General features: G+C 73.3%; 21 protein-coding genes. 9 read left to right on the top strand and 12 right to left on the bottom strand.

Annotation, left to right across the window (positions count from 1 at the left end):
- Positions 1 to 85 precede the first annotated feature (85 nt).
- The 3 genes from OG798_RS17165 to OG798_RS17155 are packed head-to-tail and all read right to left on the bottom strand — an operon-like array spanning position 86 to position 7,303.
- Positions 86 to 1,096: an ABC transporter ATP-binding protein gene (locus OG798_RS17165; RefSeq protein ID WP_267061503.1), complete on the bottom strand. Its 1,011-nt coding sequence runs from the start codon at positions 1,094 to 1,096 to the stop codon at positions 86 to 88.
- A complete protein-coding gene (locus tag OG798_RS17160) occupies positions 1,093 to 3,870 on the bottom strand; it encodes an ABC transporter permease (RefSeq protein WP_328757282.1) in 2,778 nt (925 codons plus the stop codon). The genes OG798_RS17165 and OG798_RS17160 overlap by 4 nt, the downstream gene beginning before the upstream one ends.
- Position 3,871: 1 nt before the next feature.
- Positions 3,872 to 7,303, bottom strand: coding sequence for an FtsX-like permease family protein (locus tag OG798_RS17155; protein WP_328757281.1), 3,432 nt, complete (start codon positions 7,301 to 7,303; stop codon positions 3,872 to 3,874).
- Between the two features lie 103 nt (positions 7,304 to 7,406).
- Between OG798_RS17155 and OG798_RS17150 the strand changes: the two genes are divergently transcribed.
- Complete coding sequence (locus OG798_RS17150) at positions 7,407 to 8,138, top strand: ABC transporter ATP-binding protein (protein ID WP_095855203.1); 732 nt, start codon at positions 7,407 to 7,409, stop codon at positions 8,136 to 8,138.
- 54 nt (positions 8,139 to 8,192) lie between these two features.
- Here OG798_RS17150 and OG798_RS17145 read toward each other — a convergent pair whose 3' ends face one another.
- Both OG798_RS17145 and OG798_RS17140 read right to left on the bottom strand, forming a co-directional pair.
- A complete protein-coding gene (locus OG798_RS17145) occupies positions 8,193 to 9,041 on the bottom strand; it encodes a chitosanase (protein ID WP_095855204.1) in 849 nt (282 codons plus the stop codon).
- A gap of 20 nt (positions 9,042 to 9,061) precedes the next feature.
- Entirely contained in the window at positions 9,062 to 10,018 is a 957-nt protein-coding gene (locus OG798_RS17140) for a rhomboid family intramembrane serine protease (protein WP_328757280.1), read from the bottom strand.
- 156 nt (positions 10,019 to 10,174) lie between these two features.
- Here OG798_RS17140 and OG798_RS17135 point away from each other — a divergent pair, with 156 nt between their 5' ends.
- The 3 genes from OG798_RS17135 to qcrB all read left to right on the top strand — a co-directional run bounded on the left by OG798_RS17135 (position 10,175) and on the right by qcrB (position 13,426).
- Positions 10,175 to 10,894, top strand: coding sequence for a vWA domain-containing protein (locus tag OG798_RS17135; RefSeq protein ID WP_095855205.1), 720 nt, complete (start codon positions 10,175 to 10,177; stop codon positions 10,892 to 10,894).
- Complete coding sequence (locus OG798_RS17130; RefSeq protein WP_095855206.1) at positions 10,891 to 11,451, top strand: HutD/Ves family protein; 561 nt, start codon at positions 10,891 to 10,893, stop codon at positions 11,449 to 11,451. The genes OG798_RS17135 and OG798_RS17130 overlap by 4 nt, the downstream gene beginning before the upstream one ends.
- Positions 11,452 to 11,764: 313 nt before the next feature.
- On the top strand, positions 11,765 to 13,426 hold the full coding sequence (gene qcrB, locus OG798_RS17125) for a cytochrome bc1 complex cytochrome b subunit (RefSeq protein WP_121416445.1): 1,662 nt from the start codon (positions 11,765 to 11,767) through the stop codon (positions 13,424 to 13,426).
- Here qcrB and OG798_RS17120 read toward each other — a convergent pair.
- Entirely contained in the window at positions 13,401 to 14,369 is a 969-nt protein-coding gene (locus OG798_RS17120; RefSeq protein WP_267061500.1) for an acyl-CoA dehydrogenase family protein, read from the bottom strand. The two genes, qcrB and OG798_RS17120, sit on opposite strands and share 26 nt — an antisense overlap.
- Complete coding sequence (locus OG798_RS17115; protein WP_267061499.1) at positions 14,369 to 15,514, bottom strand: acyl-CoA dehydrogenase family protein; 1,146 nt, start codon at positions 15,512 to 15,514, stop codon at positions 14,369 to 14,371. Before OG798_RS17115 ends, OG798_RS17120 begins: the two co-directional genes overlap by 1 nt.
- A 46-nt stretch (positions 15,515 to 15,560) precedes the next feature.
- On the opposite strand from OG798_RS17115, the gene OG798_RS17110 reads away from it, so the two are divergent.
- The 3 genes from OG798_RS17110 to OG798_RS17100 are packed head-to-tail and all read left to right on the top strand — an operon-like array spanning position 15,561 to position 18,200.
- Positions 15,561 to 16,352, top strand: a complete 792-nt coding sequence (locus OG798_RS17110; RefSeq protein WP_267061498.1) for an SDR family oxidoreductase — start codon at positions 15,561 to 15,563, stop codon at positions 16,350 to 16,352.
- Positions 16,353 to 16,391: 39 nt separating this feature from the next.
- Positions 16,392 to 17,003, top strand: coding sequence for a TetR/AcrR family transcriptional regulator (locus OG798_RS17105; protein ID WP_067363908.1), 612 nt, complete (start codon positions 16,392 to 16,394; stop codon positions 17,001 to 17,003).
- A gap of 39 nt (positions 17,004 to 17,042) precedes the next feature.
- Complete coding sequence (locus OG798_RS17100; protein ID WP_095855211.1) at positions 17,043 to 18,200, top strand: acetyl-CoA C-acetyltransferase; 1,158 nt, start codon at positions 17,043 to 17,045, stop codon at positions 18,198 to 18,200.
- A 14-nt stretch (positions 18,201 to 18,214) separates the two neighbouring features.
- Here the strand turns inward: OG798_RS17100 and OG798_RS17095 are convergent, their stop codons facing one another.
- Genes OG798_RS17095 through OG798_RS17075 form a run of 5 tightly spaced genes read right to left on the bottom strand, consistent with a single transcriptional unit; the run spans position 18,215 to position 22,308 of the window.
- The gene (locus OG798_RS17095) at positions 18,215 to 18,856 is read right to left on the bottom strand and encodes an SIMPL domain-containing protein (RefSeq protein ID WP_095855212.1); all 642 of its coding nucleotides are present in this window, start codon (positions 18,854 to 18,856) and stop codon (positions 18,215 to 18,217) included.
- Complete coding sequence (locus tag OG798_RS17090; RefSeq protein ID WP_267061497.1) at positions 18,853 to 19,917, bottom strand: NAD(P)H-dependent flavin oxidoreductase; 1,065 nt, start codon at positions 19,915 to 19,917, stop codon at positions 18,853 to 18,855. The genes OG798_RS17095 and OG798_RS17090 overlap by 4 nt, the downstream gene beginning before the upstream one ends.
- On the bottom strand, positions 19,917 to 20,687 hold the full coding sequence (locus tag OG798_RS17085; protein WP_328757279.1) for a CoA-transferase subunit beta: 771 nt from the start codon (positions 20,685 to 20,687) through the stop codon (positions 19,917 to 19,919). Before OG798_RS17085 ends, OG798_RS17090 begins: the two co-directional genes overlap by 1 nt.
- On the bottom strand, positions 20,684 to 21,547 hold the full coding sequence (locus OG798_RS17080; protein WP_095855215.1) for a CoA transferase subunit A: 864 nt from the start codon (positions 21,545 to 21,547) through the stop codon (positions 20,684 to 20,686). Before OG798_RS17080 ends, OG798_RS17085 begins: the two co-directional genes overlap by 4 nt.
- Positions 21,544 to 22,308 (bottom strand): enoyl-CoA hydratase family protein, encoded by a 765-nt coding sequence (locus OG798_RS17075; RefSeq protein ID WP_328757278.1) that lies wholly within the window; start codon positions 22,306 to 22,308, stop codon positions 21,544 to 21,546. The genes OG798_RS17080 and OG798_RS17075 overlap by 4 nt, the downstream gene beginning before the upstream one ends.
- Positions 22,309 to 22,416: 108 nt before the next feature.
- On the opposite strand from OG798_RS17075, the gene OG798_RS17070 reads away from it, so the two are divergent.
- Both OG798_RS17070 and OG798_RS17065 read left to right on the top strand, forming a co-directional pair.
- Positions 22,417 to 23,202: an SDR family oxidoreductase gene (locus tag OG798_RS17070; RefSeq protein WP_267063803.1), complete on the top strand. Its 786-nt coding sequence runs from the start codon at positions 22,417 to 22,419 to the stop codon at positions 23,200 to 23,202.
- 1 nt (position 23,203) lies between these two features.
- Positions 23,204 to 24,127, top strand: a complete 924-nt coding sequence (locus OG798_RS17065; protein WP_267061495.1) for an SDR family oxidoreductase — start codon at positions 23,204 to 23,206, stop codon at positions 24,125 to 24,127.
- The last annotated feature ends 4 nt before the right edge of the window (positions 24,128 to 24,131 follow it).

Below are 24,131 nucleotides of genomic sequence, written 5' to 3'. Positions count from 1 at the left end.
TGCCTTGTCCCCGACCGGACTGTGGTGGGCGCCGTGGTGCGTTCTCAGCAGGTCGGGCGGCCCGTGGTGCGTCGTCGTGGCGGTGTCAGTCGGCCGGGCGCCCGGTGTCGTCCGGCCAGACCCCGATGTGGTCCTGCTCCAGTTCCAGCATCACCCGGTCCTCCATCCCGAGGGCCGCGGTGTACTCGGCGGGCAGCTGGAGCCGGCCGGCCCGGTCCAGCGTCGCGAACTCCCGTGCCACCAGGGACTCCTGGCCCTCCGCGTCGACCTCCGTGCGGCGCAGCACCTCCGTCGAGGTACGGCCGTCACGGATCGCGACCGCGCGGCGGACCTCCCCGGCGACCGCCTGGTCGTGCGTGACGATCACGATCGTCGTGCCCAGCTCCTCGTTGGCCCGGCGGAACGCCGCGAAGACCTCCGCGCCGGTCGCCGAGTCGAGTTCGCCGGTCGGCTCGTCGGCGAGCAGCACGGACGGCGAGTTGGCGAGGGCCACGGCGATCGCGACCCGCTGCTGCTGCCCGCCGGACATCTGCGACGGACGGCGGCCGTGGCAGTCGGCGACGCCGAGCATCGCGAGCAGTTCCTCCGCCCGCTCGGCCCGCCGCTTCCCGCGGCCCCGGCCGCCCTTCAACTGCATGGGCAGCGCCACGTTCTGGGCCGCCGTCAGATAGGGCAGGAGATTGCGGGCCGTCTGCTGCCAGACGAAACCGACCACCTCACGGCGGTAGCGCAGCCGGTCCTTCGCGTTCATCGTGAGCAGGTCGCGGCCCGCGACCCGCGCGGCGCCCGCGGTGGGCACGTCGAGGCCGGCGAGGATGTTCATCAGGGTCGACTTGCCGCTGCCGGAGGCGCCGACCAGCGCCATCAACTCGCCCTCCTGGACCAGCAGATCGAGCCCCTGGAGCGCCTGCACCTCCACCCCGGCGGAGCCGCCGCGCCCAGGGGAGTCGCCCCCGGCCGACCGGCCGGAGAAGATACGGACCAGCCGGTCGCAGGCGATCAGGGCGTCCCGCCCGTACGCGGCCCGGTCGCGGCGCGCCGCCGCCCGATGCTCCAGCTCCGCCAGGCTCGTCCGCGAGGTCGTGGTACCGGTCATCGCATGCCTCCTGTCCTGAGTTCGGTGATCGACGTACGGCGCCCCGCCCACCAGGCCTGCGCGACGGCCACCGCCCACGCCAGCAGCACCGTGCCCGCCGCGGGCAGGAGCAGCGACCACACGTCGGTACGCAGCGACGCGCCGACCACCGGCACTCGGCCCGCCGCGGTGGCCAGCGCGAGACGTTCCAGGTCGATGCCGGGAGCGAGCAGCCGGACCGTGGCCCAGCCGGCGAGCACCCCGCCCGAGGCCGCGAGCAGCGCCTGGGGCAGCGCGTCCAGGCTGAGCAGCCGACGGCCCTGGCGGGGCGTGAGGCCCATGGTGCGCAGCCGGGCCAGCAGCGCGGCCCGCTCCGGCGCGGACTGAAGGAGGGAGAGCAGCAGGGCGAGTACGGCGTATCCCGCACCGGCCAGGGCGGCCGTGGTGTAGATCCGCTCGGCGCCCGCCTGCAACGGCGCATCGGCGAGCGCCGCCCGTTCCTCGCCGCGCGACGTCACGGTGAGGCCCTTCCCGGCGCCGCGCACGGCCGTCCGCAGGGCCGGTGCGTCGAGTGCGGCACCGGTCGCCAGCAGCGTCGTCGGCTCGGAGTGCGTGAGGCCCGCGGCGTCGACCAGCAGGAAGTCGGCGCCGGGGGCGGCGGGGGTGCGGGAGCGTACGGCGGCGATCCGGACGGTGATGTCACCGGCGAGGGAGGTGATCCGACGCGGGGCGCGGCCCAGGCGCTCCGCGAGGCCGGGGGAGGCGACGGCGTTCAGCACACGCCCCGTCCCCGCACCCTTGGTCCCCTTCGGCTTCAACACATCCGCGGGGAAGGCCCCGAGGCCCGTCTGCCGGGCCAGCCGGGCGTACGACACCGGCTCGACCCCGATCAGCGTCAGACCCTCCTTCGCCCCTGCCCCGCCGGAGGTGAGCTCCGCCGTGCGCTCGATCCGCACGGCCGTCACCGCGCGTACGCCCGCTACCTTGCCTACCGCCCCTGCCACGCCCGCCGGGAGCGGCGTCACCTCGCCCGGCCCCGCGATCCGCGCGTCCGCGCCGGTCGCCAGCAGCGCGGCCCGGTCCCGGGCGTCGGACACCCCGGCGAGCACGGAACCCCCGAACGCCGCCGTCGTCAGGGCCAGCAGCAGCGCCAGCAGCGGCAGCGCGACGCCCACCGTCGAGGACCGGCCCGCGCGGGCCAGCGACAGGAACCCGACCACCCCGCGCCCTCGCGCGGCCGGGCGGGCGGCCCACCGCAGCGGCAGCGGATACAGCCGTACGAGCACCAGCGCCGCGATCAGCCCGACCAGGACCGGAGCGGCGCTGACCAGAAGGTCGCCCGAGCTGGACGCGCCGCGCCGCCGCAGCGCCACGACCGAGCCGACGGCCAGCACCAGCACGGTGAGTTCGGCGACCGTGCGGCGCCTGCCGGGCCTGGCGTGGGCGAGATCGTCGCGCTCCGCGTGCGCCCGCGGCCTGCGGTGCGCCACGACCGCCCGCACCGGCAGTACGGCACAGGCGAGGAGGGCGACGGCGGACGCCCCGAGCACGGCGGGCAGCAGCCGGGCCTCGTCGACGGTGAGTACGGCGAGCAGCAGACCGGCGGCGGCCGCGGGCACCGCCACGACCGCGGTCTCGGCGAGGAGCCGTCCGGCGATCCCGCGCAGCGAGCCGCCCCGCGCACGCAGCAGGGCGAGTTCGGCGGCCCGGCGGGTGGCGACCAGGCCGCCGGCCATCCCCAGGACGACGGCGGCGACCGCGCCGATCCCGAAGGCCCCGACCGCCACGACGGGCGTGATCGCCGTGCGGGTCGTCGTGTAGGAGCCGACGACCGTCTCCAGATCGGTGGCGACGGCCGCGGTGCCCCCGGCCACCTCGCGCATCCGCAGCAGCTCGGGCCCGCCCTCGAGGGAGGCGATCCGGGAGACGAGCCCCGGGACGTCCTGTGCGGTGAGCCGGCCGGTGGCGGGGGCGAACCGCCAGTACAGCTCCGGCTGTCCCTGGCTGTCGAGGAGCACCGGGGCGGCGCCGGGTGCCAGTAGGAGGCCCGCGTCCCAGTAGAACTGCGGCGGGAGGGACGGGTCCGCGGCCACGCCCGGGGTGCGCAGGACCGGCTCCGCGGACCAGTAACCGCCCTGCGGATGCCGAGGCTCCACGATCCCGGTGATCCGCACGACCAGCGGCGCGCCCCCGAAGCCGTCCACGTCGATGACGGAACCGACCCGCAGCCGCAGTGTCCGGGCGGTCGCCTCGGTCACCGCGGCCTCGACCTTCCTGGTGTCCGCCGTCACCTCCCCGGCGGCGGTGGGGAGACGTCCGCCGCGCACGGTGGAGTGGGCGGCGAGTTCCGACTGCGCGGCCAGCGTGAAACGGGGCGGCGCGTCGATCACCGGCAGCCAGGAGTTCAGTCCGACGAGGCTCTTGGAGGTCCGCACCCCGTAGGCCGACTCCGTGGTGTCCGCCCGCAGCGGCGCGGGCAGCCTGGCCAGCGCCGCGCGTCGGACGGCCGCGAGCGCCGGGGGCCGCACCGCCTTCTCCCGGGTGGCCTGCGCGATCTCCAGCCCCGGCTGCGGTGCGCTCAGCTCCACCGAGGTGGCGGCCGGGGGCGCCCCGGCGATCTCCTGCCGCAGCCCTTTCGTCTCGTAGGCGTCAAGGGCCCGCGGCAGCGCCGCCGCGAGGAACGCCGTGACCAGCACGAGCACTCCGAACGCGACGGCCGCCCCGGGGGCGGTCCGCAGCCGCGTACGCACCCAGGGCGCCACACCGCGCTCCGTGCGCTGCTTCCACCAGGCCATCTCAGCTGTCCCCCTGGTGGCGGAGCGCGACCGCCGGGTCGGCGCGCCGGACGGCCGTCGCGGCGCTGATCAGCAGGGGCAGCGCCGCGACGCCCACCAGGAGCAGTGCCACCTGGGACACCGGGAGTTCGACGAGGACGCGGGGGACCGGTCGCGCGGCCCCCGGCGTCAGCACGATCAGCGGGACGACCGCCCGGGTCAGGACGGTGCCGAGGCCGAGACCGGCGAGCAGACCGGCCCCGATCAGCAGGCCCTGCTCCACGGCGACCAGCCGGGCCAGTTCCCGGCGGCCCGCGCCCAGGGCCCTGAGCACGGCGAACTCCGCGGACCGCTCGCGCCGGGAGCCCGCGGTGCCCACCGCGAAGCCGCCCGCGGCGAGGGCCGCCGCGGCCACCGCCACCGCCAGCAGCGCCGCGCGCGGCCCGGCGCCGAGCGGGTCGCCCAGCAGCCGGTCCGCGGCCTCGTCCCGTACGAGCACCTGGTCCGGCTCGATGTCGGGGCGCGCCCGCAGCGCGGCCGCGACCTTCGCGGCCTCGCCGGGTGCGGTGCTCAGCCACCATTCGGCGGGTGCGAGCGGAGCGCGTGCGCGCTGTGCGAACACGGCGTTCACGGCGCGCAGATCCAGCAACAGCGCGCCCCCGTCCGCCGTTTCCGCCCCGCCCTCGTCCGCCGCTCCGTCCGATGCTCCCGCCGCGTCCGCGGTGGCCCCGGCCCAGGCCGAGCCCGTTCCGGTCGTCGGCAGCTCGCTCACCGACCGCACGATCGTCACCCGCAGCCGCTCCCCGTCCAGCGTCACGTCGATGCTCTCGCCCGGCTCGGTCCCGGCCGCGCGCAGAAACGCCCGGGTGGCGACGGCCGCGATCCGCGCCGGGGGCGCGGCCCGCGCGGTGTCGAGGCGGACGGTGAACTCCGGCGGACCGGAGGCCCATTCGTCGCTCCCGGGCGCGTTGCCCGTCCCGTACGAGACCGTCAGCGGCGCCGTCCTCGACGCGGCCGGACGCAGGGCCGTCGACGGGAGCGCCGCTCCGTCCGCCGTCTCGGTCCTGCTGCCCCGCCAGCGCACCTCGGCGGGCACCGTGACCGCCCGGGCCGTTCCGTCGGGGCCCGTGGACAGCATCCGTACGACGGTGAGCCGGTGCTGCTCGGGCTCGCCCGCGGGAACCGCGCCGTCGAGCTGCAGCCCGGTCAGCCGCAGTGGCCCGGCCGGCGTGGCGCGGGCGCCCGAAGCCGACACGTCCAGGTCGAGGGTGACCCGGTGGACCCGGCCGTCGACGGGCAGCTTCCCGGCGCTCAGCCGGTACGCGATGCCGTAGCCGTCCTCGACGACGACGGTGACCAGGGGCGCGAGTCCGGAAGGAGAACGCCCCGCCTTGGCCCCTGCACCCGCGGCCGTCGTCCCGCCCGTTGCCGCCGTCTCGTTGGTGATCCGCAGGTCGAGCGCGAGCCGCCGGGTGCCGTCGGGCAGCGACACCGAGGGTCCGGCCGCCTTCTCCCGAGGCGCGAGACCCCGCAGCAGCCGCTTCACGGGCTCGTCGGCGAGGTCGCCGCGCATCAGCATCCCCTCCCCGGCGTGCGCCGTGTCCAGAGCGAGCACCGTCGCCCTGCGGCCGCCGGAGAGGTCCGTGGTGGCGCGATAGGCGGGAGCGGCATCCCGTACCCCGGGCAGCGCGGCGTACAGACCGGTCTGGCCGGGGCTGCCCGGCCTGCCGTCCAGCACCCGTACGGCAGCACCCGTCCCGAAGTCCGCCTGGTCGCCCTGCGACCGCTGCCACGACGCGCTCTGCCCGATCGCCAGCATCCCGGTCGTCACGGCCAGGACCAGCAGCAGCACTGGCCCCGCCCCCCGCAGCGGACGTCGGCTGAACTGCCAGCCCGCCAGCGCCGCCGGCAGGCCCCGCCCGCTCGCGGCCCGCCGCTCCGCGAGCCGCGCCGCCAGCGGCAGCAGCCGCAGCGTCAGCACCGTGCCGGCCAGCAGGGCCAGTGCGGGCGCCGCGACCAGCAGCGGATCGATGCCCAGATCGCCCGCACGGTCACGGCTGAGCGCGCCGCCACCGGACGAGCCGGTCTGCCGGTCGAGTTGCCAGTACGCCACCGCCGCGATCAACAGCAGCCCCACATCGGCCCCGGCCCGCACCGGCGCCGCGCCCGCCGCGGCCCGCACGCGCCGCAGCCGCGGCGCACCCGCCGTCGCGGCCAGTGCGGGCGCCACGACCGCCGCCGCGCAGCACACCGCGACCCCGGCCGCGACCAGCCACACCTGGAGCACCGGAGCGTCCCCGAGCCGGACCCCGGTCCGGTCGAGGGACGACCACCGGGCGAGCAGCCGTACCAGCGGGCCGGACACCAGCGCGGCACCCACCGCCGCCGGTACGGCAAGCAGCAGTGCCTCCAGCGCGGCGAGGCTCGTGATCCGGCGGCGCGAGGCACCCCGCGCCTTCAGCAGATCGGTCTCGCCCGCCCGCTCGGTGTCGAGCAGCCGGGCCACCAGCAGCAGCGCGTACCCGGCGAGCAGCACCAGCTGGACGGAGACGATCATCAACGTGGACCGGGAGACGAGCAGCGCGCGCCCGGTCCTGTCGAGCACGGCGGGCAGCGCCGTCCGCACGGTCGCGCCGGCTCCGAACGCCGGGTTCCTGCCCAGTGCTTCGGGCTCGCGCGCCGCGGCCTCGCGCAGTGCGTCGATGCCGTCGGTGGTCAGGTTCCGGTAGTCGGCCGTCGCCACCCACCCGGTGGTGCCCGCGGAGGTGCGGGAGGCGAGGACGGACGGGTCGGCGAGCAGCGGGCCGTAGGTGGTGAAGTCGACGGTGCGCACCCCGTGACCGCCGAGGGTGTCCAGCTGCCAGTACGGATCCGCGCTGTCGGCGGCCCGGTACACGCCGGTGACCCGGACCGTCAGGGGCGCGCCGCCCAGCCGGTCGGTCAGGGCGATCCGCGCGCCGGGCCGCACCTTCAGCCGGTCGGCGGCGACTTCGGGCAGTGCGACGGGCACGGGTGCGGTGCGCGCCGCCGGGGCCGGGCCGGGCAGTGTGCCCGCGACCAGCCTGATCCGCGACCGGTCGAGGGCGGCGAAGTGGGTGAGGTCCGGTTGCCCCGCGCGGCCATCGGTGCCCTGGAGGGAACGGGGCAGCGCGTACGGCCCCGAGCCGCGCAACGTCCGTACGGTCACCGCGAGCCCGGCGAAGGTCCGGCGCGCGCCGCGGACCGCCGCGTCCTGGGCCGCCTCGTCCCGGCCGCGGGGCACGTCGGCGCTGATGACGAGCGAGGCGGAGGTCGCGGCCGGGCCGCTCAGGTTCTGTCGGAGCGCCGCGTCCCCGACCGAGGCGGAGAACGCGGCGAGGGCGGCGAGTACCGAGGTGGTCAGCAGCACCGCGAGCAGGGCGGCGCCGAGCAGCACCCGATGCGCCCGAACGCGCAGCAACAAGAAGCCCGTCACTCGTCCCCCAGCCGATTGCCGAGCCACCCCTCGCCGACCCGACATGAATATCATGGGGTTCCCGTTCTGGGTACATGAGTTCCATTCCGTAGGGGGTGCGTCGATGACGGAGAACACCGGCACGCGGTCCGGTGCCGCCCTCGTGGGCGAATCCGCCGACGAACCGATGGTGCGGGTGGAGAACCTGCACCACTCGTACGGCACGGGCACCGTGGCCGTGCACGCGCTGCGCGGCGCCTCCTTCGAGCTGCGGCGCGGTGAACTCGTCGCCCTCAAGGGCCGGTCGGGCTCCGGCAAGACGACCCTGCTCCATCTGATCGGCGGCCTCGACCGCCCGGACCGCGGCCGCGTCGTCATCGACGGCACCGACCTGTCCGCGCTCGGTGAGAACGAGCTGCTGGAACTGCGCCGCGACCGGATCGGCTACATCTTCCAGTCCTTCGGACTCATCCCCATCCTCACCGCGGCCGAGAACGTGGGAGTGCCGCTGCGGCTGCGCAGAGCCGACCCCCGCGAACGTGAGGAGCGCGTGGCCCTGCTGCTCGCCCTCGTGGGGCTCGCCGACCACGGGGCGCAGCGCCCGGCGGAGCTCTCCGGCGGCCAGCAGCAGCGGGTGTCCATCGCCCGCGCCCTCGCCAACCACCCGGCCCTGCTGCTCGCCGACGAGCCGACCGGACAACTGGACGCGCAGACCGGCCTGGCGGTGATGGAGCTGCTGCGGGCGGTGGTCGCCAGTGAGGGCGTCACGGCCCTGGTCGCCACGCACGACCCCCAACTCCTGGGCCTGGCCGACCGTGTACTGGAACTGAGCGACGGCGAGGTCGTCGAGCACTGACGGCGCCCGACCGAATCGGGCGGAGGGGCGGCGCCTCGGCTCCGTGGGGAGGGGCTACGGCACCTTGTACGTCTCCCCGTACACCTTCCACTCCAGCGGTGTGCGCAGGTCCAGGTTCCCGTCGTACAGGAACACCCGCTGGGCCGTGTCGATGCGGGTCGTGTCGCGGTGGGCGCTCTCGGCCTTCATCGCCGCGCGACGCACGTCGAGGAAGATGTCCAGGTAGGCCTTCTCGGAGCCGCCCTCGGCCGGGGTGTCGGCCTGGGCCATGGCACGGGTGCGCAGGTCGTAGAAGCCGCCCGCGCCGGTGCCGGGCCCGTGCATGACCATGGCGTCGTAGTAGATGAACTGGCCCAGCGTGCCGAGGCCGTCGAGCTTGGCGCGGCGCACCGCGGGGTCGAAGTAGACGCGGTCCCGCTCGGCGTCCTGCGCCTTGCGGAAGGCGGCCACCGAGGCCTCCTTGCGCCAGGCCGCCACGAAGCCCGGGTCGAGACCCTCGTGCGAGTCCGTCCCGTCGACCTTGCGCAGGGCGGGGAGGTAGCGGGCGAGGCCGTTGCCCGGGTGGTCCTTCGTGTAGCCCTCGACCAGGACGAGCAGATCGTGGGTGCCGGTGCAGAAGCCGATGAGGCCCGCCGTGTACCCCTGGCCGTCGCCGATGTCCTCGATGTAGGCATACGCGCTGCGCCAGTCGAGCGTGGAGTTCTCCGCGCTCGCCACGAGCTTCTGCGCCAGCTCCTTCTTGTCCGGGGCGGCGAGGCCCGCGCCCGCCGTGCGCTCGGCGTCCTGGCGGGCCCGCGCGCGCCCGGCGGCCCCGCTCGCGTCCGTGAGTCCCGGGGCGAGGAAGCAGACCGCCACCGCGACCAGGGGGAGGACCGCGAGCAGGAGGAGCCGAGCGCGTTTCATGGGCTCAGCCTAGGGAGCGCTCAGGCCGCTCCGCTCGTCAGCGCGGACACCTTTCCGACGGCCGCGATCACCAGCAGCGCCAACAGCGCGGCGCACGCGGCCGCTTGGACGAGCGCCCGGCGGCGGTCCCGGGGCGCGTACGCGTAGGCGAGAGTGATCACCCCGCCCGCCAGCAGTCCGCCGAGGTGGCCCTGCCAGGAGGTGAGTCCCGCCGAGATGAGCAGCCACAGCAGCAGGCCCGCCATGAAGCGGTTGACGGCGCTCATGTCGGCGCCCAGCCGGCGGGCCATGACGTAGTACGCGGCCCCCAGCCCGAAGATGGCACCCGACGCACCGAGCGTGGGCGTGTACGGCGCGATCACCAGTACGAGGACCGAGCCGCCGAGGGCCGAGAGCAGATAGAGCGTGACGAAGCGGATCCGGCCGAGCTGGGCCTCCACCACCCGGCCCAGGTTCCACAGCGAGACCATGTTCATCACGATGTGCAGAATCCCGAACGTGCCCTCGGTGGGCGGCAGATGGAGGAACGCACCGGTCAGCATCCGGTACCACTCCCCGTCGACCACGCCCTCCGGGTGGAAGTCGTAGGGGTACTGGGCCTGCCAGACGTAGTGCCCGCCGTCGGGCCCCGCCAGCCCTGCGCCGAGCATCTCGAACCGGTCCACGATCGCCGGGCGCACCACCTCGCCCACATAAGCCAGCACGTTGAGCGCGATCAGGAGGTACGTCACCACGGGCACGGTCGAGATACGGCCGCCGAACGCCGTGCGGGCCTGCCGGATCGAACGGGCGCCCTCCTTCACGCACTCCACGCACTGGTGACCGACGGCCGCCTCGCGCATGCAGTCCGGGCAGATGTAGCGGTCGCACCGTGTACAGCGCACATGGGACTCCACCTTGGGATGGCGATAGCAGGTGGTGACGGTGGGTTCTGTGGGTTGTGTGGGTTGGGCGGATTCGGCGGACTCGGATTCCACGACCGGCTCCTCGCGGGTACGGAGATCAGGGGGACGATGAGCCGGTGGGGTCGGCGGCGAACAAAATAGCGAACGCCCATGTGGGAGGGCGACGGCAGGGGCTGTCAGTGCCGTAATCTCGGCGTTTCCGCAACCCTCGCGCGATGGGAGCCCCGCATGGCCGGAATCAGCCTCACCAAGGTGGAGGAGACCGCGCCCGCGCTGATCAGTCTGTACAAGAGCGCCGGTGTCTCCCTCACCAAGCACGGGCTGAGCGGACAGCAGGCCGCGGTGTACCTGGTCGTCGACTACTCCGGGTCGATGAAGCCGTACTACAAGGACGGCAGTGTGCAGGCGCTGGCGGACCGGGTGCTAGGCCTGTCGGCGCACCTCGACGACGACGGAACCGTCCCGGTCGTCTTCTTCTCCACGGACATCGACGCGGTCACGGACATCGCGCTCGACAACCACCAGGGCCGGGTGGAGAAGATCGTGGCCGGGCTCGGTCACATGGGGAAGACCAGTTACCACCTGGCCATGGACGCGGTCATCGACCACTACCTCGACAGCGGCTCCGAGGCCCCCGCCCTGGTCGTCTTCCAGACCGACGGCGGCCCCATCAACAAGCTCGCCGCCGAAAGGTACTTGTGCAAGGCGGCGAAGCTTCCGCTGTTCTGGCAGTTCATAGGGTTCGGTGACCCCGACAGCAAGCAGTTCGAGTTCCTGCGCAAACTCGACGAGCTGCCGGTGCCGCAGCGGCGGGTCGTCGACAACGCCGGTTTCTTCCATGCCGGTTCGCAGCCTCGGAAGGTCTCCGACGCCGAGCTGTACGACCGGATCGTGGGCGACTTTCCCCAGTGGCTGACGGCCGCGCGCGAGCGGGGGATCGTCCGGTGACCGTGCGTGTCCTGCCGGCCGCCGGGCGGGTCGCCGTGCCCTGGAAGAACGGTGGCGGGGTGACGCGCGAGATCGTCGCGCGGCCTGAAGGCGCGGACATGGGGGACTTCGAGTGGCGGGTGAGCCTGGCCGACGTCGGCTCCGACGGGCCGTTCTCGGCGTTCGCCGACGTGGACCGGATCCTCACCATGGTCGAGGGCGAGGGGATGGACCTGACGGTCGGCGGTGAGCGGCGCCGGGTGGACGCGCGGTTCGTCCCGCAGCGCTTCCCCGGTGACCTGCCGACCGGCTGCCGTCTCCTCGGGGGGCCGGTCGTGAACCTCAACGTCATGTGGCACCGGGGCGCCGCCGCGACCCCCACCGTCACGGTCGCCGCCCCCCGTCGGTCCCTTGCCCTCCCGGCGGGCCCGGCCGTCCTGATCGTCGCCCTCGACGGCGCCGCCGAGGTGGCCGGGGTGGCCCTCGGGCGCTACGACGCCGTGCTCCTGACGGACGAGGAAGCGACCCTCCGCGCGACGGGCCACACCGCCGTTCTCACCCTCACCCCGAGAGCCTGAGCCCCCGCCCGGTTCCTCGCCCCCGCCGCCCCTACCCGTCCCATCCCGACTTGGGGGCTCCGCCCCCAAACCCCCGATCGGCCTGAACGGCCTCGTCCTCAAACGCCGGACGGGCTGGGAGTCTTCAGGGGCGCGGGGAACTGCGCGACCAGCCCCCACCCACCCGCAGGTTGAGAGCCCACCCGGGGGTCTGGGGGCGGAGCCCCCTGGGATGGGACGGGTAGGGGCGGCGGGGGCGAGAGGCGGACGGGGGTGACGCGCCGTTGGCTTCGGGGAGGTGTCGTGCCACTCTGGTGGGCCGAGGGGGTGGCCCATGGGCGCGGGAGAGATCAACTCCGGTCGAGGGCAAGGGACTTCACGTGCGGGGCGGCGAGGCGAGACGTCGGGGGGCGAACGCCTCGCGGACTGGGCCGACGGACGGCTCGGCCTCTACGCGCTGGCCAAGGCCAACCTGCGCAAGGTCTTCCCGGACCACTGGTCCTTCATGCTCGGCGAGGTCTGCCTCTACAGCTTCCTGATCCTGATCCTGACCGGCGTCTACCTCACGCTCTTCTTCGAGCCGAGCGCCTCCGAGGTCGTCTACCACGGCCCGTACGAACCACTCAACGGCATCCTCATGACCCGCGCCTACGAGTCCACCCTCCACATCAGCTTCGAGGTGCGCGGCGGACTCCTGGTCCGGCAGATCCACCACTGGGCGGCGATCGTCTTCCTCGCCGGCATGCTCGTGCACATGATGCGCGTCTTCTTCACCGGCGCGTTCCGCAAGCCCCGCGAGGTCAACTGGCTGTTCGGCTGGACCCTGCTGATGCTCGGCCTGATCACCGGCCTGACCGGCTACTCGCTCCCCGACGACCTGCTCTCCGGCACCGGCGTCCGCTTCGCCCAGGGCGCGATCCTGTCGGTCCCGATCGTGGGAACGTACCTCTCCTTCTTCCTCTTCGGAGGCGAGTTCCCGGGCCACGACATCATTCCGCGCTTCTTCCCGATCCACGTCCTCCTGCTGCCGGGCATCATGCTGGGCCTGGTGGTCGCCCATCTGATCCTGGTCTTCTACCACAAGCACACGCAGTACCCGGGGCCCGGACGCGACCAGAAGTCCGTCGTCGGGATGCCGTTCATGCCGGTGTACATGGCCAAGGCGGGCGGGTTCTTCTTCCTCGTCTTCGGGGTGCTGTCGCTGATGGGGGCGATCGCGACCATCAACCCCGTCTGGGCCTTCGGCCCCTACCGGCCGGACCTGGTGACGACCGGCGCACAGCCCGACTGGTACCTCGGCTTCTCCGAGGGACTCATCCGGGTGATGCCGGGATGGGAGATCAACGCCTGGGGCCACACCCTCCAACTGGGGGTGTTCATCCCCTTCTCCCTCTTCCCGCTGATCATGACCGCCATCGCCGTCTACCCGTTCCTCGAGGCGTGGATCACCGGGGACAGACGGGAACACCACATCCTGGACCGGCCGCGCAACGTCCCCACCCGCACCGGGCTCGGTGTCGCCTGGCTGACGCTGTACGGAGTGCTCCTGGTCGGCGGTGGCAACGACCTGTGGGCCACCCACTTCCACCTCTCCATCAACGCCATCACCTGGTTCGTACGGGTCTCCTTCTTCGTCGCCCCGGCCCTCGCCTTCGTCGTCACGCGCCGGATCTGCATGGGCCTGCAGCGACGGGACCGCGACAAGGTGCTGCACGGAAGGGAGTCCGGGATCATCCGGATGCTTCCGCACGGCGAGTACGTCGAGGTGCACGAACCGCTCACACCGGCGGCCCGGTTCACGCTCACCCAGCACGAGCAGCCCCCGCCGTACGAGGTGGGACCGCTCGTGGACGCCAACGGCGTCACCCGCCGGGTCGGCCCCGGCCGCAGGCTGCGCGCCCGGCTCGCCCGCGCCATGTACGGGCCCGACACCCAGATCCCGAAGCCGACGCCGGAGGAGTACCGGGAGCTCACCGGCGGCGAGCACCACCACTGAGCACCTCGGCCCGGCACTCGGCCGGGGTGCCCCACGCGGTGCGCAGGGCACGGGCCTTGGCCAGCCACAGGGACAGGTCGTACTCCGCGGTGTAGCCGATCGCGCCGTGCAACTGGAGCGCCGTGCGCGCGGTGGCGTACGCGGCCTCGCAGGCCGTGACCTTGGCGGCGGCCACGTCGGCGGGCGCCATCGTCAGGGCCGCGCCGAACAGCAGCGGGCGCGCGAACTCCAGGGCGATCTTCGCGTCGGCGAGGCGATGCTTCACCGCCTGGAACGAGCCGACGGGGACGCCGAACTGGGTGCGCTGCCTGACGTACGCGACGGTCCGGTCGAGGAGCGCCAGACCGACGCCGAGCGCCTGGGCGGCGGTGGCGAGCCGGGCCCAGACGAGGGCATGGGCGACGGGCGGGGCGGCGGCGAGCAGTTCACCGCCCGGTGTGAGGGGTGTGAGGCGGCGGGCGGGGTCCAGGGAGGTGCGCACCGGGCCGTGGCCGGGGGCCAGACGCAGTCCGTCGGCCGCCAGGGCGAGGCGGGTGGTCGCCGCGTCGCCGTCCAGCGCGTACGCCCCGTCGAGGGCCAGCGTCGCCGACGCCTCGCCCGAGGCCAGCGACGGGAGCAGCCGCCCGGCGGGCACGGGGTCCGCCAGCTCGGCCAGCAGGGCGGCCGCCGCGACCGTCTCCACCAGCGGACCGGGCACCGCGTGCCGCCCCAACTCGACGAAACCCACGGCCAGTTCCGCCGGATGCGGACCCATCCCCTCGTACGCCTCCGGCACCGCGAGCGCGAACACGCCCACCTTGGCGATACGGGACCACAGCGCGCGGCCGCTGCCATGGTCGCCGCGGATCCAGTCCCGTACGACCGACGGAGTGTCCGCGGCCGTCAGCATCGCGTCCAGCGAGTCGGCGAACGCCCGCTGCTGCGGGTCGAGGAGGAAGCGCATCAGCGGCGGCCCTTCGGGAGGCCGAGCAGGCGCTCGGCGATGATGTCGCGCTGGATCTCGTTGGTGCCGGCGTAGATCGGACCGGCGAGGGAGAAGACGTACCCCTCGGACCAGTCCGTGTCCGCCGACTCGCCGTCCGGGCCTAGGAGGTCGAGGGCCGTCTCGTGCAGCGCGATGTCGTACTCGGACCAGAAGACCTTGTTCAAGCTGGCCTCTGGTCCGATGGTCCCGCCGTCCAGGAAGCGGGAGGCGTTGGCGTAGGTGAAGAGCTGGTAGGCGCGGGCGCCGATCACCGCGTCGGCCACCCGGTCGCGCAGCGCCGTGTCCGAGGGGTCGGCGCGAGCGCGCCACAGGTCCACCAGCCGGTCCGCGGCGGCGAGGAAGCGGCCCGGTGAACGCAGCGTCAGTCCTCGCTCGTTGCCCGCCGTCGACATGGCGACGCGCCAGCCCCCGCCCGGCTCGCCGATCACGTCCTCGTCCGGGACGAAGACCTCGTCGAGAAAGACCTCGGCGAAGGCCGGTCTGCCGTCCAGGCGGCCGATGGGGCGCACGGTGACCCCGGGCGCGCGCAGGTCGAACATCAGATAGGTCAGGCCCTGATGAGGCCTCGGTGTGCCCGGCTCACTGCGGAAGAGGCCGAACGCGCGGTCGGCGAAGGCGGCCCGCGACGACCAGGTCTTCTGCCCGCTCAGCAGCCAGCCCCCGGCCGTACGCACCGCACGCGAGGTGAGCGAGGCCAGGTCGGACCCCGCCTCCGGCTCGGACCACGCCTGCGCCCAGACGACTTCCCCGCCGGCCATGGAGGGAAGGATCCGGGCGCGCTGTTCCTCCGTGCCGTGGTCGAAGAGGGTGGGCGCCAGGAGGTTGATGCCGTTCTGCCCGACCCGGCCCGGCGCGCCCGCCGCGTGGTACTCCTCCTCGAACACCAGCCAGCGCACGATGTCCGCGCCCCGGCCGCCGTACACCTCCGGCCAGGACACCACCGACCAGCGGTCCGCGGCGAGTTCGGCCTCCCACACGCGGTGCGCCGCGAAGCCCTCCTCGGTCTCCAGGGACGGGAGGGGCGTTGGTGGCACATGGGCGGCGAGCCAGGTCCTGGCCTCGGCGCGGAAGGCCTCGTCGGCGGGGGAGAGGGTCAGATCCATCGGCAGCACCTTCCCTAACAAGTGTTTGGTAGGTTAGCGTGGAGGTATGAGCGACGTCGAGAGTCCGGCGTACGTCAGCGGGCACGGGCTGCTGACCGGGCGCACCGCCGTCATCACCGCCGCCGCGGGCGCGGGCATCGGCGGGGCGACGGCACGCAGGTTCCTGGAGGAGGGGGCGCGGGTGGTCATCAGTGACGCCCATGTCCGCCGCCTCAAGGAGAGCGAAGAGGCCCTCGCCGCGGAGTTCGGCGCGGCGAGCGTCGCCTCGCTGCCGTGCGACGTGACGGACGAGCAGCAGGTGGAAGCGCTCTTCGCGTTGGCGGGAGAGCTCCACGACGGCCTGGACATCGTCGTCAACAACGCGGGCCTCGGCGGCACTTGTGCCCTCGTCGACATGACCGACGAACAGTGGTCGAGGGTGCTGGACGTGACACTGAACGGCACGTTCCGGTGTACCCGGGCCGCCTTGCGCCGTTTCCGGGACCAGGGCGGCGGCGGAGTCGTCGTCAACAACGCCTCCGTCGTCGGCTGGCGCGCCCAGGCCGGTCAGGCGCACTACGCCGCCGCCAAGGCGGGCGTCATGGCGCTCACCCGGTGCGCGGCCGTCGAGGCCGCCGAGTACGGGGTGCGCGTCAACGCGGTGTCACCGAGTCTCGCCATGCACCCGCACCTGGTGAAGGTGACCACGCCCGAGCTGCTGGAGGAACTGACGGGCCGCGAGGCCTTCGGCCGCTACGCGCAGCCCTGGGAGGTGGCCAACGTGATGGTGTTCCTGGCGTCCGGCTACTCCTCGTACCTGACCGGCGAAGTCGTCTCCGTCAGCAGCCAACGTGCGTAGGGCGCCGTCGGCCCGCACCCCTGGGACCACAATGGAACCGTGCCTACCAAGAAGAAGCCCCAGGTGACCGCCACCCCCGAGCGGCGCCGCGAACTCCTCGACACCGCCGCGGAGGTCTTCGCCGAGCAGGGCTACAACGCCACCACCGTACGCAAGATCGCGGACGAGGCCGGGATGCTCGCGGGCAGCCTCTACTACCACTTCGACTCCAAGGAATCGATGCTGGAGGAGATCCTGCGGACCTTCCTCGACGAGCTCTGGGAGGGCTACGACGCCGTCCTGGACGCCGAACTCGGCCCGCGCCAGACCCTGGAGGCCCTGGTCACGGAGTCGTTCCGGGAGATCGACCGGCATCGTGCCGCCGTCGCCATCTACCAGAAGGAGTCCCGGCACCTCGCCGCCCAGCAGCGCTTCGCCTTCCTCGCCGACTCGCAGCGCAACTTCGAGAAGGCGTGGCTGAGCACGCTGGAGCGCGGCGTGGCCGCCGAGGCCTTCCGGGCCGACCTCGACATCCGGCTCACCTACCGCTTCGTGCGCGACACCGTGTGGGTCGCCGCGTCCTGGTACCGGCCCGGCGGACAGCACAGCCCCGAGGAGATCGCCCGGCAGTACCTGTCGATGGTGCTGGACGGCATCTCCGTACGCGCATAGCCCATGTCTGCTATACCCCATGTCTGCGAGGGAGTTGTCATGGCCGAGGCCTACATCGTCGAAGCGGTCCGTACGCCCGTCGGGCGGCGCGGGGGAGGCCTGAGCGGTGTCCACCCGGCCGACCTCGGCGCGCATGTCCTCAAGGCGCTGGTCGAGCGCTCCGGAGTGGACCCGGCCGCCGTCGAGGACGTCGTCTTCGGCTGTCTGGACACCGTGGGGCCGCAGGCCGGAGACATCGCCCGCACCTGCTGGCTGGCGGCCGGGCTCCCCGAGGAGGTGCCGGGCGTCACCGTCGACCGGCAGTGCGGTTCCTCCCAGCAGGCCGTGCACTTCGCCGCCCAGGGCGTCCTGTCCGGCACCCAGGACCTGGTGGTCGCGGGCGGAGTGCAGAACATGAGCCAGATCCCCATCGCCTTCGCCTCCCGCCAGGCCGCCGACCCCCTCGGCCTCACCGAAGGCCCCTTCGCGGGCAGCGAGGGCTGGCGGGCGCGCTACGGCGACCTGCCCGTCAACCAGTTCGCCGGCGCCGAGATGATCGCCGCCAAGTGGGGCATCAGCCGCAGCGACCAGGAGGAGTTCGCCCTCCGCTCGCACCGGCGGGCGATCCGCGCCATCGACGAGGGCCGCTTCGCCCGCGAGACCGTGGCCTACGGCGAGGTCACCGCCGACGAGGGCCCGCGCAGGGACACCTCACCGGAGAAGATGGCGGGCCTCAAGCCGGTCGTCGAGGGCGGCACCATCACCGCCGCCTGCTCCTCCCAGGTCTCCGACGGCGCCGCCGCGATGCTGCTCGCCTCCGAGCGGGCGGTACGGGAGCACGGGCTGACCCCGCGCGCCCGCGTCCACCACCTCTCCGTGCGCGGCGAGGACCCCATCCGCATGCTGTCCGCGCCCATCCCGGCCACCGCGTACGCCCTGAAGAAGACCGGCATGTCCCTCGACGCCATCGACCTCGTCGAGATCAACGAAGCCTTCGCCCCGGTCGTCCTCGCCTGGCTCAAGGAGACCGGCGCCGACCCGGAGAAGGTCAACGTCAACGGCGGCGCCATCGCTCTGGGACATCCGTTGGGGGCGACGGGCGTGAAGCTGATGACGACGCTCCTGCACGAACTGGAGCGCACCGGCGGCCGGTTCGGCCTCCAGACGATGTGCGAGGGCGGCGGCCAGGCGAACGTGACGATCATCGAAAGGCTCTGAGGCCCGGGCGGGCGTCAGCGGCCGAGCGAGAAGCCCAGCAGTACGCCCGCGTGGACCTCGACCATGCCGGGGGCCAGGTCGCCTTCCGAGCTTCCGCCGCCACCGCCGTGTCCCCGGTGGCTGCGCATTTCCCACGACTCGGCGTCCACGTCCTGGATGTGCAGCACCGTGCCCAGCGGGACGCCCGCCGCCTCCGCGTACACCTCCGCCTTCCGCCGGGCCGCGTCCACGGCCCGGCGCCGGGCCTCGTCGCGCAGCGCGGGCTTGTCGCGTACGTCGAAGACGACGTCGTCGACCCGGTTGGCGCCCGCGTCGACCGCGTCGACGATGAGCCGCTGCAGGTCGTCGATCGTCTCGATCTCGATGACGTACGAGGCCTGGCAGCGGTAACCGAGGAACTTCCGGCCGGTTCCGTAGCCGTCGTACTCGGATTGGAGCGACAGCTTGGATCCGGAGACCGACGCGTCCGGTATCCCGTGTCCGCGCAGCGTCTCGCGCAGCCGGGACACCGCCGAGCCCGCCTCCTGGAACGCCTTGTCGGGCGACGGCTCCAGCACGTCGACCGCCAACTTCACCCGCACCAGCTGAGGTTCCGCCCGCACGCTTCCCGCACCGAACACACTGAGGCCCCACGGCTCTCTTATGGTCTGAGTCACCCGGGCATTGAAGCACCCACGACCGCCAGGGCATCGAGGGTTTCCCGGGCTTCCGCCATCACCCGGTCGACCAGCTCCTTGCACGACGGCAGGTCCTCGATCACCCCCGCGACCTGTCCCGAGGCCATCACCCCCAGGTCCGTGCGCCCGTCCACCATCGACGACTTCAGGAGCATCGGTGTGTTCGCGGCGAGCAGCACCTGGCTCCAGGTCAGCTCCCTGCCGTGCTTCATGGCGAGACCGTCGCGGACCATCCGCGACCAGGACAGCCCGGAGATCCGCCGGAAGCCCGCGGCCCGGCGGACGGCCTGCGCGAGGGCCCTCGCACGGCCGGACCTCTCCAAGGAGTCGACGAAGTCCGTACGCAGCATGCGATGGGGGAGGCCGTCCACGGCCGTCGTGACCGTGACGTCCCTGACCGTCGCCGCCAGGTACTTCGCCTTCACCGCGGCCGGAACGGTCGAGTCCGAGGTGAGCAGGAAACGGGTGCCCATGGCGATGCCCGCCGCCCCGTACGCCAGCGCCGCGACCAGCCCCCGCCCGTCGTGGAAACCGCCCGCCGCCACCACCGGGATGTCCACCGCGTCCACCACCTGCGGCAGCAGCACCGTCGTCGCGACCTCGCCGGTGTGGCCGCCGCCCTCGCCGCCCTGCACGATCACCGCGTCCGCGCCCCAGGCGGCCACCTTCTCGGCATGCCGGCGTGCCCCGACGGAGGGGACGACGACCACGCCCGCCTCCTTCAGCTGGGCGATCAGCTCGCGGGACGGCGCGAGGGCGAACGACGCGACCCTCACCCCTTCCTCGACGATGATCCGTACCCGCTCGCCCGCGTCGCCGGCGTCGGCGCGCAGATTCACCCCGAACGGCGCGTCCGTACGGGACCTGACCTCGCGTATGGCCTCTCTCAGATGGTCGAGGGTCATCGTCGCGGAGGCCAGGATGCCCAGCGCCCCCGCGTTCGCCGCCGCCGACACCAGGCGGGGGCCCGCGACCCAGCCCATACCGGTCTGCACGACGGGGTGACGGACACCGACGAGGCGGGTGAGCGCGGTCTCCATCAGCTCCTGACCTCTCGATCCCGGGCACCGCCCGGATCGATGACCTCGCGGATCAGTCTCAGCTCCTCGGGACTCGGTTCGCGGGTGCGGGGCACCTCGTCGGGGACCGACAGCCCGAAGCCCGTCGCCTCCCGCACCTGCTCCACGGTGACGCCCGGGTGCAGTGAGGCGAGCCGCATCGAGTGGTCGGGGGTGGCGAAGTCGAAGACACCGAGGTCGCTCACCACGCGCGGGATGCGATGAAAACGGGTGGCGCTCGGGCCCGCGGCGGCGGCACGGTCGTACCCCACCCCGCACACCATGTCGACCCGCTCGACGAAGACGCGCGGCGAGTGTCTGGGGACCCAGTAACTGGTCGGGTTGTTCAAGGTGTTGACCGGCGCGCCGCGCACGCCGAGCAGCTGGCGCGTGGGCCTGGACCAGTCACCGATGCAGGAGATGTTCTGGTTGCCGAAGCGGTCGAGCTGACTCGCGCCCATCATCACGTGCCTTCGTCCGCCGGTGACCATGGTCAGGTGCTGCCGGTACGGCAGCCAGCCCTCCGGGGTGTCGTCGAGGCCGATGAGCATCGCCTCGCCGTCGGTCAGCAGCAGATCGGGGGAGAAGGTGCGCTTGGCGAGACGGGCGCCGATGGAGGGGATGGGACCCATGGGGCTGGCGAGCACCTCGCCGTTGTCCCGCCAGGCCTCGGCGCAGGCGATCACGCAGTACTCGGCGCGGGTGACCACGGCTGCGGGGGCACCGGGGGCGGGGGTGGACGCGGGGCTCATCGCTGCTCCTTGTGCCAGGCCCGTACGGCGGACTGGTAGGCCTGTTCGTCGCCGGTGAGGAAGCGCGCGGCGAACTCGGCGTACGGCGTGGTGGCGTACAGCTTCTGGAAGGGCTCGTCGCGTCCGTGGTCGGGGGCGCAGGACGTGAAGTGCGCGCCGTTCGGAGTCTCGACGACGCCCGTCACGCTCGACCGCTTGAGCAGCAGGGTCTGCGGGGCGGCCTCCTTGGTGAGCTCCGCCGTGTCGACCACGCGCTCGCACGAGACGTACGCGGCGTCGGCCGCCTCGCAGAACAGGTCGTCGAAGTACGGGTCCGGGCCCAGATACTGACCGTTGCCCAGGCGGTCGGCGCGGTTCATGTGGACCAGAGCCGCGTCCAGGCGCAGGGCGGGCATGGCGACGAGCTCCTCCCGTACCCCCGAGGAGGCATCGGCGTACGGCGAAGTGACCGTGCGCAGCGTGGGGTTGACCCGCATCACGTCCGAGCCGAGCCCGGCCCGGACGGGGAGGAAGGGCAGGCGGTTCGCGGCGGCGTGCAGGCCCCACATGAACATCGCCTCGTCGACCTCCATCAGCTCGAACGCCCCGCGCTCGCGTGCCGCCCGGTAGTGCGGTTCGAGCGGGATCGAGTCGAGGGTGGTGAAGGCGGTGACGAGCCGGCGGATCCGGCCCGCGGCGGCGAGCAGGCCGACGTCCGGGCCGCCGTACGACACCACGGTGAGATCGGTGATCCTGGTGCGGAGCAGTGCTCTCACCAGGGCCATCGGCTTGCGGCGCGAGCCCCAGCCGCCGATGCCGAGAGTCATCCCGCTGTGGAGCCGGGAGACCACCTCGTCGGTGGTCATCGTCTTGTCGCTCACCTGTCGACCCCCTCCTTTCCGAAGGTGTCGCGGACACGGTCGGCGACCCCGCCGAGGTTCGCCTCGAAGGTGAAGCCCTGCTCGAATCGGTAGCTGCGGCGCACGTCCACGGGGTCGATGCCGTTGAGCGCGGCCTTCGCGAGCCGGATCAGCTCGCCGTCCTTGGCGGCTATCTCACGCGCCAGCTCCAGCGCGGCGACCGGCAGTTCCTCGCGCGGCACGACCCGCCACACCGAGCCGTGCGCGTGCAGCTCGGCGGCGGTCGCCGTGCGCGAGGTGTAGTACAGCGCGCGCATCAGGTGGCCCGGGACCAGGCGGGCCAGATGCGTGGCCGCGCCCAGGGCGCCGCGGTCCAGCTCGGGCAGGCCGAACGTGGCGTCCTCGCTCGCCACGATCGCGTCCGCGTTCCCCACCAGCCCGATCCCACCGCCCAGACAGAAGCCGTGCACCGCCGCGACGACGGGGACCTCGCACTCGTAGACCGCGGCGAAGGCCTCGAAACAGCCGCGGTTGGCCCCTATGAGCGCGCGATGGCCTCCGCTGTCCCTGGTCTCGCGCTGCATCTCCTTGATGTCCACGCCCGCGTTGAAACCGCGCCCCTCGGCCGTCAGCACGACGCACCGGACGCCGGGGTCGCGGCCCGCCGCGCGCAGGGCGTCGGCCAGGTCGAACCAGCCGCGCACCGGCAGCGCGTTCACCGGTGGGAAGTCGACCGTGACGACGGAAATCCCCTTTTCCGGGGACGAGGTGGAGACACCCATGGACGCATCAGCTACCTTTCCACCTCAGAGCCATTCCACCAAACGTTTGTTAGGCGCACTCTCGAAGCTAGCAGTGAATGCATCCGGGCGGGAGGCCCTGTGGACAACCTGGATCTCGGGGGCAGGATCGTCGTCGTCACGGGCGGCACCCGTGGGGTGGGGGCCGGGATCGCCCGGGCGTTCGTCGAGGCGGGCGCGGACGTGGTGGTCTGTGCCCGCAGGCCCCCCGACGTACCGCTGGAGGGCACGGAGTTCGTGCCGGTGGACCTCCGCGACCCGGCCGCCGTGCACGCCTTCTTCGCCGCGCTGCCCCGGCTCGACGTGCTGGTGAACAACGCGGGCGGCGCGCCCTACCGGCCACTGACGGAGGCGGACGCCGGGCGCCACGCGCGCGTGATCGAGCTGAACCTCGTCGTGCCGCTGACCGCCTCGCTCGCCGCGTACGAGCACCTCAGGCGGGCCCGGGGATCGATCGTGATGATCGGCAGCGTGAGCGGGGCGCGGCCCTCGCCCGGGTCGGCGGCGTACGGGGCGGCCAAGGCGGGCCTTGCGAACCTGGCCCGTTCGATGGCCGTCGAGTGGGCTCCCGACGTCCGGGTCAACACCCTCGTCGTCGGCATGGTCCGCACCGAGCTCTCCCATCTGCACTACGGCGGCGAGGACGGCATCGCGGCCGTCTCCCGCACCGTCCCGCTGGGCCGCCTCGCCGACCCGTCCGACATCGGCGGGGCCGCGGTCTTCCTCGCCTCGGACGCGGCGAGGTACATCAGCGGGGCCTCGTTGCTCGTCCACGGCGGCGGCGAGCGGCCCGCCTTCCTGGACGCGGCGACCGCCAACAAGGCCGGCACGTCCGGTACGTCCGGCACATTCGACACGTCGGGCAAGGAGGACTGAGATGAGTGGACCGCTGCTGTGCGAGGGGCGGGTCGTGATCGTCACGGGCGCCGGGCGCGGACTCGGCCGCGCGCACGCGCTCGCGTACGCCGCCGAGGGCGCGCGGGTCGTCGTGAACGACCTCGGGGTGGGCCTCGACGGCACGCCCGGCCCCGACAGCCCGGCCGCGCGGGTCGTGGCGGAGATCCGGGCGGCGGGCGGACAGGCGGTGGCCCACGGCGGCGACATCGCCACCACCGACGGGGCCGCCTCCCTCGTACGCACCGCGCTGGAGACGTACGGACGCCTGGACACCCTCGTCAACAACGCGGGGTTCCTGCGCGACCGGATGCTCGTCAACCTCGACGAGGACGACTGGGACGCCGTGCTGCGCGTCCACCTCAAGGGCCACTTCCTGCCGCTGAAGCACGCGGCGGCGCACTGGCGGGCGGAGGCGAAGGACGGCCGCACGCCCCGGGCCAGGGTCGTCAACACCAGCAGCGGGGCGGGTCTGTTGGGTTCGGTCGGACAGGGCAACTACAGCGCCGCCAAGGCCGGGATCATCGGCCTGACCCTGGTCGCCGCGGCCGAACTGGGCCGCTACGGCGTCCAGGTCAACGCGATCGCCCCCGCGGCCCGCACCCGGATGACCGAACGCACCTTCGCGGACACCATGGCGGCCCCCGACGCCGAATCCTTCGACGCGATGGCCCCCGAGAACGTCTCCCCCCTCGTCGTCTGGCTCGGCGCGTGCGCGAGCACCGGAGTCACCGGCCGCGTCTTCGAGACCGAGGGCGGCCGCATCACCGTCATGGAGGGCTGGCGGCCGGGCCCCACCGCGGACAAGGGCGCCCGCTGGACCCCGTCCGAGGCAGGCGACACGGCCCTGAAGCTGCTGGCGGAGGCGGAGGTTCCGGGGGCGGTGTACGGGGCGGGGTATCCCTGAGGGC

Origin of the sequence: Streptomyces sp. NBC_00271, assembly GCF_036178845.1 — a bacterium.
In the GTDB taxonomy this organism is placed as follows: domain Bacteria; phylum Actinomycetota; class Actinomycetes; order Streptomycetales; family Streptomycetaceae; genus Streptomyces.
This window is presented reverse-complemented; position numbering and strand designations above follow the sequence as displayed.